21 protein-coding genes and 1 tRNA gene are annotated in these 15761 nt (G+C 67.1%); 14 read left to right on the forward strand and 8 right to left on the reverse strand.

Features of this window, described 5'->3' with window-relative positions; translation table 11 throughout:
* Nucleotides 1-155: 155 nt before the first annotated feature.
* Genes ACH34W_RS35200 through ACH34W_RS35210 form a run of 3 tightly spaced genes read right to left on the reverse strand, consistent with a single transcriptional unit; the run spans nucleotide 156 to nucleotide 2809 of the window.
* Nucleotides 156-578 carry a gamma-glutamylcyclotransferase family protein gene (locus tag ACH34W_RS35200; RefSeq protein WP_395965478.1) on the reverse strand — a complete coding sequence of 141 codons (423 nt, stop codon included), beginning with the start codon at nucleotides 576-578 and terminating at the stop codon, nucleotides 156-158.
* The gene (locus ACH34W_RS35205; protein ID WP_395965479.1) at nucleotides 532-1713 is read right to left on the reverse strand and encodes a hypothetical protein; all 1182 of its coding nucleotides are present in this window, start codon (nucleotides 1711-1713) and stop codon (nucleotides 532-534) included. Before ACH34W_RS35205 ends, ACH34W_RS35200 begins: the two co-directional genes overlap by 47 nt.
* Nucleotides 1700-2809 (reverse strand): hypothetical protein, encoded by a 1110-nt coding sequence (locus ACH34W_RS35210; protein WP_395965480.1) that lies wholly within the window; start codon nucleotides 2807-2809, stop codon nucleotides 1700-1702. Before ACH34W_RS35210 ends, ACH34W_RS35205 begins: the two co-directional genes overlap by 14 nt.
* A gap of 231 nt (nucleotides 2810-3040) precedes the next feature.
* Between ACH34W_RS35210 and ACH34W_RS35215 the strand changes: the two genes are divergently transcribed.
* The 4 genes from ACH34W_RS35215 to ACH34W_RS35230 are packed head-to-tail and all read left to right on the forward strand — an operon-like array spanning nucleotide 3041 to nucleotide 4802.
* Complete coding sequence (locus ACH34W_RS35215) at nucleotides 3041-3322, forward strand: hypothetical protein (protein ID WP_395965481.1); 282 nt, start codon at nucleotides 3041-3043, stop codon at nucleotides 3320-3322.
* Nucleotides 3319-3552 (forward strand): hypothetical protein, encoded by a 234-nt coding sequence (locus ACH34W_RS35220; RefSeq protein ID WP_395965482.1) that lies wholly within the window; start codon nucleotides 3319-3321, stop codon nucleotides 3550-3552. Before ACH34W_RS35215 ends, ACH34W_RS35220 begins: the two co-directional genes overlap by 4 nt.
* 36 nt (nucleotides 3553-3588) lie before the next feature.
* Nucleotides 3589-3942, forward strand: coding sequence for a hypothetical protein (locus ACH34W_RS35225; protein ID WP_395965483.1), 354 nt, complete (start codon nucleotides 3589-3591; stop codon nucleotides 3940-3942).
* Entirely contained in the window at nucleotides 3939-4802 is an 864-nt protein-coding gene (locus ACH34W_RS35230) for an SAM-dependent methyltransferase (RefSeq protein WP_395965484.1), read from the forward strand. The genes ACH34W_RS35225 and ACH34W_RS35230 overlap by 4 nt, the downstream gene beginning before the upstream one ends.
* 292 nt (nucleotides 4803-5094) lie before the next feature.
* On the opposite strand, the gene ACH34W_RS35235 is transcribed toward ACH34W_RS35230, so the two are convergent.
* On the reverse strand, nucleotides 5095-5547 hold the full coding sequence (locus ACH34W_RS35235) for a VOC family protein (protein WP_395965485.1): 453 nt from the start codon (nucleotides 5545-5547) through the stop codon (nucleotides 5095-5097).
* A gap of 186 nt (nucleotides 5548-5733) precedes the next feature.
* Nucleotides 5734-6117: a GntR family transcriptional regulator gene (locus tag ACH34W_RS35240; RefSeq protein WP_395965486.1), complete on the reverse strand. Its 384-nt coding sequence runs from the start codon at nucleotides 6115-6117 to the stop codon at nucleotides 5734-5736.
* Nucleotides 6118-6244: 127 nt separating this feature from the next.
* On the opposite strand from ACH34W_RS35240, the gene ACH34W_RS35245 reads away from it, so the two are divergent.
* The 10 genes from ACH34W_RS35245 to ACH34W_RS35290 all read left to right on the forward strand — a co-directional run bounded on the left by ACH34W_RS35245 (nucleotide 6245) and on the right by ACH34W_RS35290 (nucleotide 12800).
* Entirely contained in the window at nucleotides 6245-6580 is a 336-nt protein-coding gene (locus ACH34W_RS35245) for a hypothetical protein (protein ID WP_395965487.1), read from the forward strand.
* Nucleotides 6580-7923, forward strand: coding sequence for an FtsK/SpoIIIE domain-containing protein (locus tag ACH34W_RS35250; RefSeq protein WP_395965488.1), 1344 nt, complete (start codon nucleotides 6580-6582; stop codon nucleotides 7921-7923). The genes ACH34W_RS35245 and ACH34W_RS35250 overlap by 1 nt, the downstream gene beginning before the upstream one ends.
* Before the next feature lie 90 nt (nucleotides 7924-8013).
* Entirely contained in the window at nucleotides 8014-8274 is a 261-nt protein-coding gene (locus ACH34W_RS35255) for a hypothetical protein (RefSeq protein ID WP_395965489.1), read from the forward strand.
* Nucleotides 8271-9026: a DUF2637 domain-containing protein gene (locus ACH34W_RS35260; RefSeq protein ID WP_395965490.1), complete on the forward strand. Its 756-nt coding sequence runs from the start codon at nucleotides 8271-8273 to the stop codon at nucleotides 9024-9026. The genes ACH34W_RS35255 and ACH34W_RS35260 overlap by 4 nt, the downstream gene beginning before the upstream one ends.
* Before the next feature lie 18 nt (nucleotides 9027-9044).
* Nucleotides 9045-9356, forward strand: a complete 312-nt coding sequence (locus tag ACH34W_RS35265) for a hypothetical protein (protein WP_395965491.1) — start codon at nucleotides 9045-9047, stop codon at nucleotides 9354-9356.
* Between the two features lie 13 nt (nucleotides 9357-9369).
* Nucleotides 9370-9522 (forward strand): hypothetical protein, encoded by a 153-nt coding sequence (locus ACH34W_RS35270; protein WP_395965492.1) that lies wholly within the window; start codon nucleotides 9370-9372, stop codon nucleotides 9520-9522.
* 29 nt (nucleotides 9523-9551) lie between these two features.
* Entirely contained in the window at nucleotides 9552-9845 is a 294-nt protein-coding gene (locus tag ACH34W_RS35275) for a hypothetical protein (RefSeq protein ID WP_395965493.1), read from the forward strand.
* 134 nt (nucleotides 9846-9979) lie between these two features.
* The gene (locus ACH34W_RS35280) at nucleotides 9980-11347 is read left to right on the forward strand and encodes a replication initiator (protein WP_395965494.1); all 1368 of its coding nucleotides are present in this window, start codon (nucleotides 9980-9982) and stop codon (nucleotides 11345-11347) included.
* Between the two features lie 20 nt (nucleotides 11348-11367).
* Nucleotides 11368-11553 (forward strand): helix-turn-helix domain-containing protein, encoded by a 186-nt coding sequence (locus ACH34W_RS35285; RefSeq protein WP_395965495.1) that lies wholly within the window; start codon nucleotides 11368-11370, stop codon nucleotides 11551-11553.
* A complete protein-coding gene (locus ACH34W_RS35290) occupies nucleotides 11553-12800 on the forward strand; it encodes a tyrosine-type recombinase/integrase (protein ID WP_395965496.1) in 1248 nt (415 codons plus the stop codon). The genes ACH34W_RS35285 and ACH34W_RS35290 overlap by 1 nt, the downstream gene beginning before the upstream one ends.
* 68 nt (nucleotides 12801-12868) lie before the next feature.
* On the opposite strand, the gene ACH34W_RS35295 is transcribed toward ACH34W_RS35290, so the two are convergent.
* From ACH34W_RS35295 to cysS, 3 genes are all read right to left on the reverse strand, one after another.
* Nucleotides 12869-12941: transfer RNA gene (locus ACH34W_RS35295), tRNA-Thr, on the reverse strand.
* Between the two features lie 50 nt (nucleotides 12942-12991).
* Nucleotides 12992-13906: a 23S rRNA (guanosine(2251)-2'-O)-methyltransferase RlmB gene (gene rlmB, locus ACH34W_RS35300; RefSeq protein ID WP_395965497.1), complete on the reverse strand. Its 915-nt coding sequence runs from the start codon at nucleotides 13904-13906 to the stop codon at nucleotides 12992-12994.
* 109 nt (nucleotides 13907-14015) lie between these two features.
* On the reverse strand, nucleotides 14016-15431 hold the full coding sequence (gene cysS / locus ACH34W_RS35305) for a cysteine--tRNA ligase (protein ID WP_395965498.1): 1416 nt from the start codon (nucleotides 15429-15431) through the stop codon (nucleotides 14016-14018).
* Nucleotides 15432-15761 lie beyond the last annotated feature (330 nt).

The following is a 15761-nucleotide window of genomic DNA, read 5'->3' on the forward strand; positions in this document are numbered from 1 at the left end:
GCGGACCACCACCACACCGGTCCGCAACCACAAAGCCCACCGACCCCGCAAGGTCGACCATGTTTCCTAGGGCATCTGTAAAGCATCACCTGGGATCAATCCGTCAAGCATCAGGTGGGACTAGACAAGGCTGTGGGCCTTGGGTCGGATGTCGGTCAGCCGACTTGCTGCTGGTCCTCGTACCGGCGACGCCATGCTGCGCAGCGGATGACGTAGGCGGGAAGGTGCTTGGCTTCGAAGTCCTCGGCTGACCAGTCGTCGGTGCCCACTTCGGCTTCGGGGTTGCATGCGTAGGACCATGCATGGCGGCCGTCGACAAGGTCGATCCGCTTGAGCTCGTACACGGGGTCTTCGAACGCGTCCAAGGTGCGCCACTCGGCCGGGCTGAGTCCCGTCAGCAAATGACCCGTTGCGGTGGCGTCACCGGGGATGAGGCCGGGATAGACCCGTTCGGGAAGGGTGACGACTCGCCAGCCTTCGGCTGATGCGGGTTCGTGTTGAGGGACTCGGTCGATGAGGGCGAACAGGACCTCAGGAAATTGGAGGCTTCCATAGACGAACAGGGCCTCCGGGCCCACCGATAGCCGGTCCCTGTGGCCAGAGTTCTGCGAGGTCGGACGGGGTGAGCGGGGCTCGGTATGCGGCATGGAGTACCTCCCGGGACACCTTAGCGTCAGCCTCAGCGAGCGCGGCAAACCAGTCGAACCCGGCGGGATAGGCCCACATGTACGAGCGATGGGTGGCGTCGGTGCCTCGGTCGGTGAGGTACCCGGAGATCGTCTTATCTGTCCACCACGGGATCCAGGCGCGGAGGTGGTCGGCGCACTCGATTGCTGGGGTACCTGCGTTGAGCGCTCGGTGGACCTGGGCCAGGACGAGCTGTGCGTAGTGGGTGACCCAGACGCGTGTGATGAGCACCTTGTCGTCGGGCAGAACGAACAACGGCCATGCCTGGGCCAGCCCTTCGAGCATCACTTGCTGCGGCGCGTGGATGGACAACAGGCGGACCCACGGAACGTCTTCGGCCGCTGCTTGCGCGGTGAGGCTGGCGCTCTGGAGGCCGTGTCCGAGGACCTCGTGGAGTGCGAATTGTCGGGCGCCGACTTGGGTGAACTCGACGTTGGGGAGGTTGAGGCGGAGGCGGACGTCTTGGCCGGCGCCGTCCAGCCAGTACGTCCAGTACGCATCGATGTCGGCGGTCTCGATCGTCAGCCGGTAAGGCGCGGTGCTTGCGGTGGCTTCCCGGATGGCGGGTTCGAGGTCCTCGGCCGCCTGACGGATGGCGTCCGGCGCGTCACTGACGTCAAGCGGGCCTTCGAGCGTGCGGAGCTCGCTGTTGGTCTGCGGGCCCCATCCGATCCCCAGATCAGACAGTGCCGCGTGGGTGCGCTCGGCGCATTGCGCCATGTAATCCTCGGGCCACCCGGCGGCCGGGCACCCCTGCGTCGCGCGAACGTAGTCGTCAAGGGATGGACGCTCACCAAGGACGTGCCCGAGAAAGGCCAGATCTGCGTCCAGACGTGCCGCCAGGACGCCAGAAGCGGCGGGGCGTAGGGCCGCGAGTCTGCGATAGGCCGTGAGCCGGTCGGAGATTGGTTCGCCTTCCGGGCCGCCGGGGAAGCAGTCGAAATCAATGATCGGGGAGGCGCCCCGGCTGATCTCGTGCGTGTTCCATGCACGCAGAACGGCCTCGATGTCGTCACGCAGGCTCATGGGGTACATCCCATCGCAGTGTGAGGGCTTGATTGGGGCGTAGGTGGGTCCGCGTCAAGGTCATCACGACGTCGTCACCCTCGTAGTCCCACACAAGGTCGTCTTCGGCTGAGTTCTCCGACCCGTTCGGCTCCTCCTCGGTTGCCCAGCAACGCAGGAGCTGCCCGGCCCCCTGGTGACGAATGCGCAGCAAGTAGTGGCGGACGTAGCGGTGTACTGATTGCCGCCAGTAGTGGTCTGCAAGGAACTGTCCACCCTCACAGGTGAAACCGACCGTGGCCGACTCCCCCGGCTGGATCGGCGGCGAAATCTGGCAGGCGAACTTGGACAGGTTCGCTGTGTCATGCACCCGTTGAATCATGACGCGGTGGTCCGGGTCGCTGATGGGCACGATGCGGAGCTTGGCCTCTGTGTTCTCGAACCACACCTCACGGGCAAGCCTGCTCATCGGCTTGTCGCACAGGTTGAGCAAGTGGTGGCGGTAGGTCACACGAGACCAGCCATCAGGATCGATATCGATGTCTGCGGTCATCGACAACTCGACAATGTTCCCGGCGAGGCTGGCGAATTGCGCGGTCTCGTCATCGGTGAGCCGAAGTGCCTGCTGTAGCTCCAGCAGACGGCGGGCAAGCTTGCGGGCTTCCTCGGTGGCTTCTTCGACGGTGTCCAGTTGCGCGGGGGCAACCAGCGCAGAGGCGGGGGGTGGCGCCCCCCATTCGACGTCACCGCGTGGAGAGGCAAGGCGTTCATCGATGGCACTGAGGAGCTGAGTGGCGGTCTTCGACTGGACTGCCTGTGAGACGTCGGTGTCGTCTTCCGGGCCGTCATCCTGATCTCCGGGGACGCGCTCAAACAGTTGCTCAGCGGTCCACCCAGGGAACATCTTTTCCAGCACGCGGCACGCATCGGGGAAGGGCAGACCCTTGATCTCTCCGTTTGTCCAGCGGTGCAGCTGTGCCCGACTCGGCCCATGGCCGACCAGGGAAGGGTCAACCAGACGGGCGGCCTTGTCGTACTCGGCAGTGAATGTCCTGTGGGTCTGCCAGTGCCGCTCCTGGAGCAGAAATTTCAACCGCACAACGAGGGGGGTCGTCATGATCAAGCCTTCCGACACCGCGAACGTAGCACGAGACGAGACATAGAGGAGACGAGACGAGCACAAGGCGCACGAGATGCGCTACGCGCGGTATCGCTGTGCGACGCGTCTCCCGGTGAAGCTCATTGGTGTGATCGACGGCGGGACCGGTGACTGGGTGAGGGCGGCTCGATGGTCGTCCCCTGATCACCGGCCCCGTCTCCACCGAGGGGCGAACCGATGGAAACGAACATGGCGCTTGAGTTGGACCTTCTCGCCGAGTTGCGGGCCGCGCTTGTCGAAGAAGAGTTGACGTCCGACTTGCGCGAGGACTTGGCAGCGCTAGCGGTCTCCACCGATACGCCGGGCGTGTACCTGTGGGTTTTCGTCAGCTTCACCAACCGCTATTTCTCCTGGGCACGAGGTAACCACCAGCACCCGGTCAACGACGTGGCCGGGGCAGCCCGGCGCATCGCCACGCACGTCCGTGGTCTGCACCTGCTGGGCGGCGGCGAGGCGGGAGACGGCTCGTGAATGAGGCACAACGTGAGCACGAAATGCCCCGTGTAGTGCGAATCGACTCAGCGCGCTCAATGCAGCCAAACAGAAGGAGGGCGATCAGCCTGACAGAGGAAGAGCGGGAGATCCTGCTCAAGGAACTCGCCGAGATCATGGCCGAACTCGACGACCTCAAAGACCGGACAACTCAGGTGGCAGAGCGTGTCACCTCGGCGGAATCAAGCCCGATGGCTCACCCGGCATGACGTGTGTGATGCCGCCGATCTGGGAGGAGCGGACGTATGAGTTTTGAGCGGGGTCGGCATGCTGCGGCCGGTTGGGGGTTGTCGTCGGGTACCGGCCAGGGTTCGGCGCGGCAGAATTTTCGGCGTGCCTTTCTGGAGATGTTGAGCCGGGCTGCCAACGATCACCGGAACCTGGCCAGCGGGGTTGTGGAGCAGCGGGGTACCCCGATCACGAATGTGATCCGGGTCGATCCGGTGGCGGTGCGGGGTATGTCGGCTGACATTGCCGCTGATTTGCTGGCTGGCGAGTGGTGGTTCGTGTGGGCCAAGAACGGTGAACGCCTGGCCCCGTGCACGCAGATCGATCGGGCCGTGACCGTACTGGCCAACGAGTTGGGCTCTGGCCTGTGAGCCTTCAGGCCAGGAGCGGGGCCACTGAGTTTGCCGCTGTAGGCGAAGATCCGATCGACACCTCAGTTGCGCACTCGTCGCGGGTGTGGAACGGGTTGCTGGGCGGCAAAGACAACTATCCGGCGGATCGGCAGGCTGTTGAACAGCTGATCGAGCTGTATCCCGGCATCTTCGACGTGGCTGGCTGCTCGCGCTACTTCCATTCCCGGATGGTGCGGTACCTGGCTGGCGAGGAGGGCATCGGCCAGTTCGTCGATCTGGGTGTCGGGCTGCCGACCGTGGACAACACCCATGAGGTGGCAGGCCGGGTGACGCCCAATGCGCGGGTGGTCTACGTCGACAACGACCCCGTCGTGGCAGTGCACGCGCGTGCACTGCTGACCGGCCTGGGTGAAGTTGAGACCCACCACGTGCAAGCCGATCTGTGCCAGACCGGCGCGTTGATGACCGCCGTCGCTGAATCGCTAGACCTGACTCGTCCTGTCGCGGTGCTGATGACCTCGGTCATGCGGCACATCGACATTTGTGGCCCCGACGACGAGCAAGCCCGCGACATCGTGCGCCAGCTGGTGAAAGCGCTGCCTTCGGGTAGTCACGTGTCGATCTGTGAGGCCACGTCCACCGATCCGGGCCTGTGTGCTGCGGTCGATGACTACAACCAGTCCGGGGCTGATCCGTGGAGTCTGCGTACGCCTGACCAGCTCCGCGCGTGCCTGACGGTGCCCGACCTGCAACTGGTGCCACCCGGCATCGTCCCGGCCGAGCAATGGCATCCCGAACCTCAGCCCTTCGACACTCGGGACGTCCCTGCGTGGGGCGGGGTCTCTCGCGTCGTACGGCGGTCGGCGGCCGACTCGTGATCGGTCTCCCGGATCTGGGCGAAATGGTCGTAGCGATCCTCATCTACGGCACGGCCTGTCTCGGTGTCGGCCTGGCACTCGGCTACTTCATCGGCCGCACCTGACAGCCCCAGCCTCGGCCGTGGCGCGTCTATCTGCGCTGCGACACAAGGGCCGCGGCTTCCCTTTTCGCTGACAGGGTTGGGCCGGTCGATGGCCGCAGGCCACCCCGGAGGGAGTCAGCCGGCGCCGTGGCGGCAATTCCGTCTCAAGCATCATCCCAGGTAGAAGCCGCTGCCCGACCGCTACTCGCCTAGGGCGTGTTTTGAAAGTCGGAGGAGCCGTTAGCCGATGATTGGTGGCGGCGATGCGATACCGGGCGATGGGCCCGGACATCCACAGGGCGTCCATCGGGATCGCGAGCCGTCATCGTCCACTGCGTGGGCAGTGTCTCGATCTCTCCGACCGGGCACCCGGCAACCAGGATTTGTTCGCGAATCTCACACAGTTGCGCGTATGTTCCGACGCGCAGTCCCCATCCCGCCCGGCTCAGAGGGTCGAGATCAGCGGTGGGGGCAGTAGCGGTCTCGACGATCATCAGATGGTCGTCCCCGCCGACATCGATGACGGCGATCCGAGGATCAGAAGCAGTTGCAACGCGCCCGAACGCCAGCCGTGCTCCAAACACCTTCGTGTAGTACGTCACGAGCCGGTCGAGGTCGGTCGTGGACAGGGTCAGATGGTTGATTCCGTGCAGGTCAGGCATGATCAAGCCACTCTAGTACAGCCGCTATTCGGCGCCTGAGGCTTGTTTGGAACCGATCACAGCCACTCGTTTACCCACCGGCAACAGCGGCTCCAGCACGGCCCACTGCGCCGAGGTCAGATCACCACGACAACCCAAGATCATCCTGAAGTGGACCACCTTGTTGATCCACTTCTGAAACACGCCCTAGCCGTCCTTCGTTCGCTCGTCGATCTCGTCGAGCCTGGCGCCTAGGCGGCGGATCTGAGCCCGGATGTCCTGGAGTTGGGAGAAGAGGAGGGTGAACTCCTCACTCCGTTCCGCTGGGGCGGCTTCTCCGGCCTCTTGCGTGCCTGGGGATGCGATCACCGTGGCACCCCGCGCCCCCTGCCGGGTCGTGACCAGTCCCTCTTCTTTGAGGACTCCAATGGCGTTGCTGACAGTCATCCCAGAGACGCCGTACTGGGATGCGAGTTGGGTCCCTGGCGGGAGGGTCTCCCCCACCGGGTAGCGCCCTGACGCGATGTCCTGTCGCAGTTCATCTGCGATGCGTACGTACGGCTTGCGTCGGTCTACCGGGCCTTTTCCCATGTCAGCAAGTGTACGCCTCCGCCTAGGTCTCTAGGTACCTGAGGAAATTTCTGGCCAACCAGTTGACTTCGAAACATACCTAGGTACCTTTGTATGTAGGTAAGAAACCTCAACCCCTGGAGGGGCAATGCGCAACATCCCCGTCGACACCTCAGCTCTCACCTTCGTGTGCGTGTCCCCACCGCGCCCCAAGCTGATCAACCAGGACACCGGCGAGATCAAGCGAGACAAGAACGGCGACGACGTCTATCAGGTGGGTCTGTCGGCCGCGAACGAGTTGGGCCGCGTCGACCTGGTGAACGTGGCGATCACCGGCGACCCCGGCGTCACGATCGGCCAGATCGTCAACCCGGTCGGGCTGGTCGGCTTCTACTGGGAGCAGACCATCAACGGCGAGAAGCGCGCGGGCGTCTCCTTCCGCGCTGAGCAGATCGTCCCGGCGACGGTTGCGGCGGCTGCCTGATGGACGGGCAGACGTTCTCTGTGGTGCTCGGGGTCCTGGCCGCTGCGGCGGCCGGGCTCTGGGCCTGGCGTCGCTGGCACCCGCTGTCGTTCTGGTACGGCATCGGCTACCCGATCCGCATCGTGCGGGTCTTCCTGACCTGGCGGGCGGTGGCGGCGGGCTGCAAGCTCACGCGCTCCAAGCGCGCGTTCCGCGTCACGCTGGACGCGCTGCCGGTGGTAGGCCCGGCGGCCCGGTCGGCCGCTCAGGTGGTGGAGTACAAGCGGCGGGTCCGCCGTGTCGATGTCGAGCAGGCGCCCCGGCTGGGGCTGATGCTGCCGACCCCGTACGGGTGGCGGCTGCGGGTCAAGCTGCACGACGGGCAGATCCCCGAGGACTACGCCAAGGCCGCTGAACGGCTCGCGCACGCCTGGCGGGTGCACGGCGTGAGCGTCCTGGAGCACAAGCCCGGCCGTATCACCCTGCTCGCCACCCGACGTGACCCGCTGGTCCACATCACCCCGTCCGGTGGCGACTCGGGGGAGTTGCTGGTGGTGCGGTTGGGCCGTTTGGAAAACGGTGAGCCGTGGCTGATCGACTTCCGCACGGTGCCGCACTGGATGAACGTCGGCGCGACGCAGTCCGGCAAGTCCAACCTGTGCAACGCCATCATCAAAGCCTTGGCGCCACAACCGGTCGCGCTGGTCGGCTTCGACCTCAAGGGCGGTGTCGAGTTCACCCCATACCAACCGCGTCTGTCGGCGCGGGCCACCAACCGCAAAGAGTCCGTCGACCTCCTAGGGGATCTGGTGGGGGAGGTGGAGAACCGGATGGCGCTGTGCCGCGCGCACGGTGCCCGCAACGTGTGGCGACTGCCTGAGGAACTGCGGCCAATGCCGATCGTCGCCCTCGTGGATGAGGTGGCAGAGCTGTTCCTGATGGCCGACAAATCCGAGAAAGACGAGGTGTCCCGAACCGGTGTCGCGCTGCTGCGCATCGCCCAACTGGGCCGCGCGTTCGCCGTCTACCTCATCGTGTGCGGGCAGCGCATCGGCTCCGACCTCGGCCCGGGTGTGACCGCGCTCCGCGCCCAACTGTCCGGCCGCATCTGCCACCGCGTGAACGACCCCGAGACCGCCAACATGGCACTCGGAGACCTGGACCCCGCCGCCCTCGACGCGGCCCGTCTCATTCCAGCTGAGGCGCCCGGCGTGGCCATCCTGGCTGGGCAAGACGGCTCGTGGCATCGGGCCCGGTCGGAGTACGTCAGCGAAGAGGCCGCCGAAGCCGCCGCCTACGCCTACGCCGCGCTCGCCCCGGCCTGGGATGACCTGATCGGCCGCGACCTGACCGCCGCCGCCTAGCACCCCCCTTCACCCTTCGCGCCTGGTGTGAGCGCTGATCCACGCCACGTCCCTACCCGACCCATGCCACAAACCGCCCCGGAGGCTCCCATGGCTGCCCTCGTGATCACCCTCCGTCGTCCTCGTCCCGCCGCTCGTCCTGTCCGGTCTTCCTCGTCCGGGACGGCCGTCCCCGTCCCGGTAGTGGAGTGGGACGGCGTGCGGGGACTGCACATCGCGCACTGCCCGCGCTGCACCGACACTCACACCTCGTCCCTGTTCGATCAGACCGAGCAGTGGGCCGACACCCACCACTGCGATCCCGAACTGGCCGCACTCCTGGCCCACGTCACCGCACGGCGTACCGCATGACCAGGCGCATAGCCGGGGCCGTAGCCGACTCGGGGCCGGTACTGATCCTGGCCGTGATCGCGGCGGCGGGGTCGTTCACTCACATCCGTGACACCGCTGACGAGCACGGCCAGCACGGGTGGATGGCCTGGGCCATCGCGGTCTGTATCGACCTGACCTGCGTCATGGCCGCCCGCGAACGCCAGCGCGACAAGCGCCTGGGACGTGAGACGGCGTGGTTGTCGTGGCCGACGCTGGTCCTGGTCGGCGGCATCCTGCTCTCCCTGGCCGCCAACCTGGCCCAAGCCAACCCCACCGCGTGGGGCTGGATCACCGCCGCCACCCCCGCCGGCGCCTTCCTCGTCGCGGTCTCCATGCTCGAACGGCGCTCCTCCCGGCCCGAATATCCCGCGTCGGAGTCTGCGGTGCCTTTGGCCGCGATGGCCGCACCCCCGTCCTTCGGCCACCACACCGAACCGTCCCCGTCCGCACAGGTGCAGGACGGTCCCCGTCCCGAACTCCCGGCCGTCCCGGCCGCCAAGCCGCAGGACGGGCAGACCGCGTTGCCCGTCCCCGACTCCGCCCCCTCGTCCTCGTCTCCCGCGTCCGGTCCTGCGGCGGCGCTGGTGGAGTTCGCCCGCCGCGTGGCCGACGAGCACCAGGCCAAGCACGGCCGCCCCATCACCCGCGACACCTTGCGCGCCCGGCTCGGGGTGTCCAACCAACTCGCCTCTGACCTGCTCCGCCAGGTCCGCACCGAGACCGCCACCTAACCCAAGGGAGAGCCCGGCATGGAAAGCATCCTCGACACCCTCAAGACCTCGTCATGGCGGCTGCGCTGCCGGACCTGCAACCTCACCCGCCCTACCGACTGGGTCGCGCTGCTGACACTGCGCAGCGGCCCGTACTGCGCCGAGTGCGGCTCTGACCAGGTGACCGCCCAAGAGCCCACCACCGGAGCAGCCTTCGCGTTTCCCCGGCCGCTGGTGCCCGCGCTGGAACTGTCGGCGTGCTGCAACTGCGGCGGCGGTGGCCTGGACGCCTACGGCGACACCTGCCCGCACTGCAACGGCTACGGCAACTGCTCCCCGGCCACCAACTGACAGGGGATCGCTGATGCGCCGCTACTGCGTGCTCGCCGCGTTCTGGATCGTCCTGGCCCTGTTCCTGCTCCGCCACCCCACCGCAGCAGCCACCACCGTCAACGCCATCGCTCACGGCCTAGCCCTGCTCGCCGACGCCCTAGCCACCTTCGTCACAGCCCTCTGACCAGCCCGCAAGCGACAGGAACCGCCCTCATGGCACTCACGATCACCGACCACCACATCACCTCAGACCAGATCGACGACAGAGCCGAACTCCGCCCGACCGTCACGGGGGACGGCTCGGCCGCCTGGGGCGTGCACGGCCCGTTCACCGGCCCCCGCGCCAGTGGCCGACTCTTCGACCGCAACGCCGCCATCACGCTCATGACCCTCGCCGAAACCATCGCCCGCCCCCCAGCCGCAGACGACCGGATATGGCTCCACATCGCCGCCTGGTGCCAGGAGTTGCGAATCGCCCCGATCACGCCGGAACACCTCGGCCTTTGACACCCCCGGCGTGGCCGCACAAGCCGCCAAGCACATCCGGCCACGCCGGGGCTGGTCCCCAACCGCCTGATGCTCGGACAGGAGACGTCCCCATCGTGCCAAACCCCGTGGTGACCCCGGATGACGCTCGCCTGATGGCGTCCATCCTGGACCGCTTCGACTTCGACCAGTGGGCGGCCCGTGCCCGCGCGACTGGCGGTTGCGCCCAACCGGTGTACCTGCGTGGCACGGTCGACCACGTCCACGCCTCGACCGGCGAGAGTCTGCACCACTACACCACCGACCGTGAGCCGGATGGTGCTCTCCCGGTCGCGTGCAAGACCCGGCGGGCGTCCCGCTGCCCGGCTTGCGCCGAGATCTACCGCGCCGACACCTACCAGCTCATCCGCGCGGGCCTGGTCGGCGGCAAAGGCGTACCCGACACCATCACCGCACACCCGGCCGCGTTCGTCACCCTCACCGCGCCCTCGTTCGGACCCGTGCACACCCGCCGCGTCAAAGACGGCCGCCTGCTGCCTTGCCACCCACGCCGCGACGCCGTTCCATGCCCACACGGCGTTACACCCTCGTGCACGGCCCGGCACGGCGCCGACGACGCGCGGTTGGGTGAACCGCTGTGCCACGACTGCTACGACCATGCCGGGTCGGTGCTGTTCAACGCGCTCGCCCCGGAGCTATGGCGGCGCTTCACCCTGGCGCTGCGGCGCTACCTGGCCAAAGCCAGCGGACTGACACACAAAGAGCTACGCGAAGCACTGACGGTGTCGTTCGCCAAAGTCGCGGAATACCAGCGACGAGGCGTGGTCCACTTTCACGCCGTCATCCGCTTCGACGGCCCGGCCGGACCTGCCTCCCCGCCGCCCGCCTGGGCGACCTTCGGCTTGCTGGATGACGCTGTCCGGCATGCGGCGGGCGCAGTGTCGGTGACCTCCCCGGCCGCCCCCGGCATGCCCGCCCGGGTCCTGGCCTGGGGTGCCCAGGTCGACGTACGCGCCATCACCACCTCGGGAGACCTGACCGAGACGGCGGTTGCGGGCTACATCGCCAAGTACGCCACCAAAGCAACCGAATGTCTCGGCACCCTGGACCGCCGTTTGCACGCTGACGACGACCTGGCCGCTCTCAAGGTGACTGAGCACGCGCGGCGGCTGATGGCCGCATGCCTGCGCCTGGGCGCGCTGGAGGAATTGGCAGAACTCCGGCTCACCGCCTGGGCTCACATGCTCGGCTTCCGGGGCCACTTCTCCACCAAGTCCCGCCGCTACTCCACCACCCTCGGCGCGCTGCGCCAAGCCCGCATCGACTACATCCGCCAGCAGCAACCCGGCTGGCAACCCCCCGACAACATCGACCCCGCCCAAATCCTCGTCGTCGCCGAATGGCGCTTTGCCAGCCAAGGACTCACCCGCGCCGAAGCACTGGTAACCGCCGCCCTCACCGGCAGACAGCTACCGCCCGCCGACTCCACGCGGGTCGGCGCCAAGTTCCCCGACGCCCTGTGACACCTGACGAAAGGCCCTGCATGACTCCACTCCTGCTGACCGTTCCGGAAGCCGCAAAGGCGCTCGCGATCTCCCGCAGCAAGCTCTACCAACTCCTCGCCTCCGGCGCCATCCGGTCCGTCCGCATCCACGGCTCACGCCGCATCCCCACCGACGCCCTGACCACCTACATCAACTCCCTGATCGAGACCCGAGAGGCAGCCTGATGACCAACACCGCACTCGCAACACCCGACGAGTCCGACAAGCCAAAGAAGACACGCAAGGCCAAGCCACAACTTCGCGACGGCGTCATGAAGCGCGGCAATACCTGGTCCTACGTCATCCGCGTCACCGACCCCGAAACCGGCGTGAGCAAGCCCAAATGGGTCGGCGGCTTCGCCACCGAAGAAGCGCGCGACGAAGCACGCGTCAAAGCCCGGCGCGGCGAATACATCGACCGCAACACCATCACCGTGGCCGACTATCTCGATGAGTGGTTGGAGTCGCATGCGGTGGAGATCAAGCCCAAGACGCTCTCTGGCTACCGGTATCTGATCGAGCGGCACGTCAAGCCGCACATGGGCGGCATGCGTCTCCAGGCCGTTCGGCCGGCCCGGATTACCAAGCTCTACCGTGACCTCATCACCAGCGGCGGGCGCGACGGATCCGGGGTCTCACCTCGCACTGTGGCGCACGTCCACTCTGTGCTCCGTAAAGCGTTCGGGGATGCCGTCCTGGTCGACGAGATCTTGTCCTCCAACCCGACTCAACGAGCCAAGCGGCCACGCCTGCACCGGACTGAGCCTGGGGAGGTCTGGACTCCGGCTCAGCTTCGGGCCTTCCTGTCCGTGGCGAACGGGCACAGGCTGGCCGCGTTCTTCCACGTGGCCGCGTACACGGGTGCGCGACGCGGGGAGCTGCTCAATCTTCGCTGGTGTGACGTCGACCTCGACGGCGCCTCGCTCCAGATCAAGGGCTCGGCCGCGTTCGTCGATGGTCAGCGCATCGAGGGGACGACCAAGAGCGGCCGGTCCCGCGTCGTCAGCATCGACCAGGGCACGGTCCGGGTTCTGCGGGCGCACCGGCAGCGCCAGGCCGCCGACAAGCTCAAGGTGGGTGAGCACTGGAAGGGCTCCGACGACATCGACAATGGTCACGTCTTCACGACCGGATGGGGTGAGCCCGTGCACCCGGACACGGTCTCCTCGCTCATGCCCGCCTTGATCAAGCAGCACAACAAGCCCAAGGACGGCGAGGCTCCCGCCAGGCCGCTCCCCCATGCCCGGCTGCACGACCTTCGCCACATCCACGCGACGACACTGCTCCTGGCGGGCGTCCCGGTCCATGTGGTCGCCGCTCGTCTGGGCCACGCCGATCCCGCGATCACGCTCCGGGTCTACGCACACGTGATCAATGAGCAGCTTGCCGAAGCCGCTGACATCTTCGCCAACAAGATCAGCGGGGCGGCGTAGAGGCTGCTGTTAGCAAGCCTGTTAGCAAGAGGCCCCTTCCGATGATCGGAAGGGGCCTTTGACCTGGGAGCCGGCGAGGGGACTTGAACCCCTAACCTTCTGTTTACAAGACAGATGCTCTGCCAATTGAGCTACGCCGGCTTGCTCGTCCCGCATCGTAGTCGACTCTGCGGGTCGGGCGCTTCTGGGTATCAGGAGCGGAGGCGGGAGATCTCGTAGAGGGCGATGCCTGCGGCTACTCCTGCGTTGAGGGATTCGGCCTGGCCGGGCATCGGGATGGTGACCAGCATGTCGCAGGTGTCGGCTACCAGGCGGCCCAGGCCCTTGCCTTCCGAGCCGACTACCAGGACGAACGGGCCCGAGGCCACTTCGAGGTCTGAGACGGGGGTGCTACCTCGGGCGTCTAGGCCTGCCACGAAGCAGCCTGCTTGTTGGTATGCCTTCAGCTGGCGGGTCAGGTTGGTCGCCTGGGCTACGCGGACGGAGGCCAGGGTGCCTGCGGAGGTCTTCCAGGCGCCTGCGGTGACGCCGGCGGCGCGGCGTTCGGGGACTACTACTCCGGTTGCGCCGAATGCGGCGGCGGAACGGACGATGGCGCCCAGGTTGCGCGGGTCGGTGATGCCGTCCAGGGCGACGATCAAGGGGGCGGTGCCCTTGAGGAGGTCGTCGGGGTGGGCGTAGCGGTAGGGGCGGACCTGTAGGGCGATGCCTTGGTGGACGGCGCCGTCGGTGAGGCGGTCCAGCTCGTTCTTACCGGTCTCCAGGAGGGGGATCCGGCGGTCGGCGGCCATCTGGATCGACTCGCGGATGCGTTCGTCGGTGCCGGACATCACGTAGAGCGCGGTGCCCGGGACGCCGGCGCGGAGGGCCTCGACGACCGGGTTGCGGCCGGTGACGAGCTCAGGGCTGTCGCCGTCGCCTCGGCGCGCGCCGGCGGGGCGGCTGGAGGGGCGCGGTGAGTCGGTGGGGGCCGGGCGGCCTCCGCGGCCCATGGTCGGCGTGCCGGTGCGCTTGGCGTTCTTGGCGGCCCGGGCCTTCTGGCGCTTGCCGTGCCAGTGCCGGTCCTCGGCCTTGGGGGTCGGCCCCTTCCCCTTGCGCTTCGCCATTGTTCGGTATGCCCCTTGCGTCGGGTTGTTCGCCCGTCCGGGGCGACTCAGATGCGGGAGCGGACGCCCCCAAACAGTCAATTTTACGTGGTCTGGAGACTGCAGACGCTCAGTGGCGCTTGAGTTCCCAGCGGGGGCCGTGGGGGGTGTCCTCCACGAGGATGCCCGCTGCTGTGAGGCCGTCGCGGATGGCGTCCGCAGCGGCGTAGTCCTTGCGGGTGCGGGCGGCCTGGCGCTGTTCGAGTGCCACCTTGACCAGGGCGTCCACGACCAGGTGCAGATCGTCCTCGCCCTCCCTGGACCACTGCTCCGATAGCGGATCCAGGCCGAGGACGTCTGTCATTGCCCGGACGCTTGCCAAGTAGCGGCGGACCTGAGGCTCGTCCCCTGCGGCCAGCGCGTTGTTGCCTTCTCGGACGGTCTCGTGGACGACTGCCAGGGCCTGTGGAACGCCAAGATCGTCGTTCAGGGCCGCTATGAACGCCTCGGGTAGGGCTGCGGAGCCCGGGGCCTCCACAGCTGGCTCGGCTGCGCCGATTACCTCGGCGGCTCGTACTGCGAAACCCTCGATGCGCTGGTACGCGGAGACCGCCTCGCCCAGAGCCGCGTCGGTGTAGTCCATCAGCGACCTGTAGTGCGCAGCGGTCAGGTAGTAGCGGATTTCGGCTGGCCGAGCCTTGTCCAGGAGATCCGGCAACAGGACGACGTTGCCGACCGACTTGCTCATCTTCTCGCCGTCGACCGTGAGGAGCCCGTTGTGCAGCCAGTAGCGGGCGAACCCGTCACCGGCGGCCTGGGACTGCGCGATCTCGTTCTCGTGATGGGGGAAGATCAGGTCGACGCCGCCGCCGTGGATGTCGAACGTGGAGCCGAGGTACTTGGTCGCCATGGCCGAGCACTCCAGGTGCCAGCCAGGACGGCCCTCGCCCCAGGGGGTCTCCCAGTACGGCTCGCCCGGCTTGGCGCCCTTCCAGAGCGCGAAGTCGCGGGGGTCGCGCTTGCAGTCCTCGGTCGCGGTGTCCGCCGCGGAACGCATGTTCTCGATCTTCTGGTTGGACAGCCCGCCGTAGCGGTCCGTCCAGGAGTTCACGTCGAAGTAGACGTCGCCGCCCGAGGCGTACGCGTGGCCCTTCTCGATCAGGCGGCGCATCAGCACGATCATCTCGGGTACGTGGCCGGTCGCCCGCGGCTCGATCGTGGGCGGCAGGCAGCCGAGCAGGTCGTAGCCCTTGCTGAAGACGCGCTGGTTGCCCTCGGCCACCGCGAACCACGGCACGCCCGACTCGGCGGCGACAGCGAGGATCTTGTCGTCGATGTCGGTGACGTTGCGGGCGAAGGTGACCTCGTACCCCGAACGGCGCAGCCAGCGCAGCAGCACGTCGTAGATGACGCCCGAACGGAGGTGGCCGATATGCGGTGCGGCCTGCGGCGTCGCACCACACACGTACATCCCCACGCGGCCCTCTTCGAGAGGCTCGAACGTGCGGACGGTACGGGTGCTGGTGTCGTAAAGGCGCAAGCTCACCCGATCAGGTTATTGGATCCTCACCCGCGCGCGTGGCCGTGTTCAGGGAGAGAGGGCCGTGTTCAACGGGTTTGGGCGTGATCCGGCGTCACTCGGATGATCACGCGCTCGACCGATACGGGCGTCGAAGGCCCGGACCGGATCGCCGAGGCCGCTCCATGTCCTTGTCGCCGCCCGCAAGACTCCTTCGCCACCCATAACGGTCGGCTCTCCGCGTGTCGCACGCACTCCGGGATGATCAACGTGAAGATTAGGAGTAACCACCCCCCGGGCTGGTTAATCTCCCCGTGAAAGTTCCTGCACAGACCGCGAAACCCCCTGCCCAAGACC

This window comes from Actinomadura sp. 6N118 (assembly GCF_044326415.1).
Taxonomy (GTDB): domain Bacteria; phylum Actinomycetota; class Actinomycetes; order Streptosporangiales; family Streptosporangiaceae; genus Spirillospora.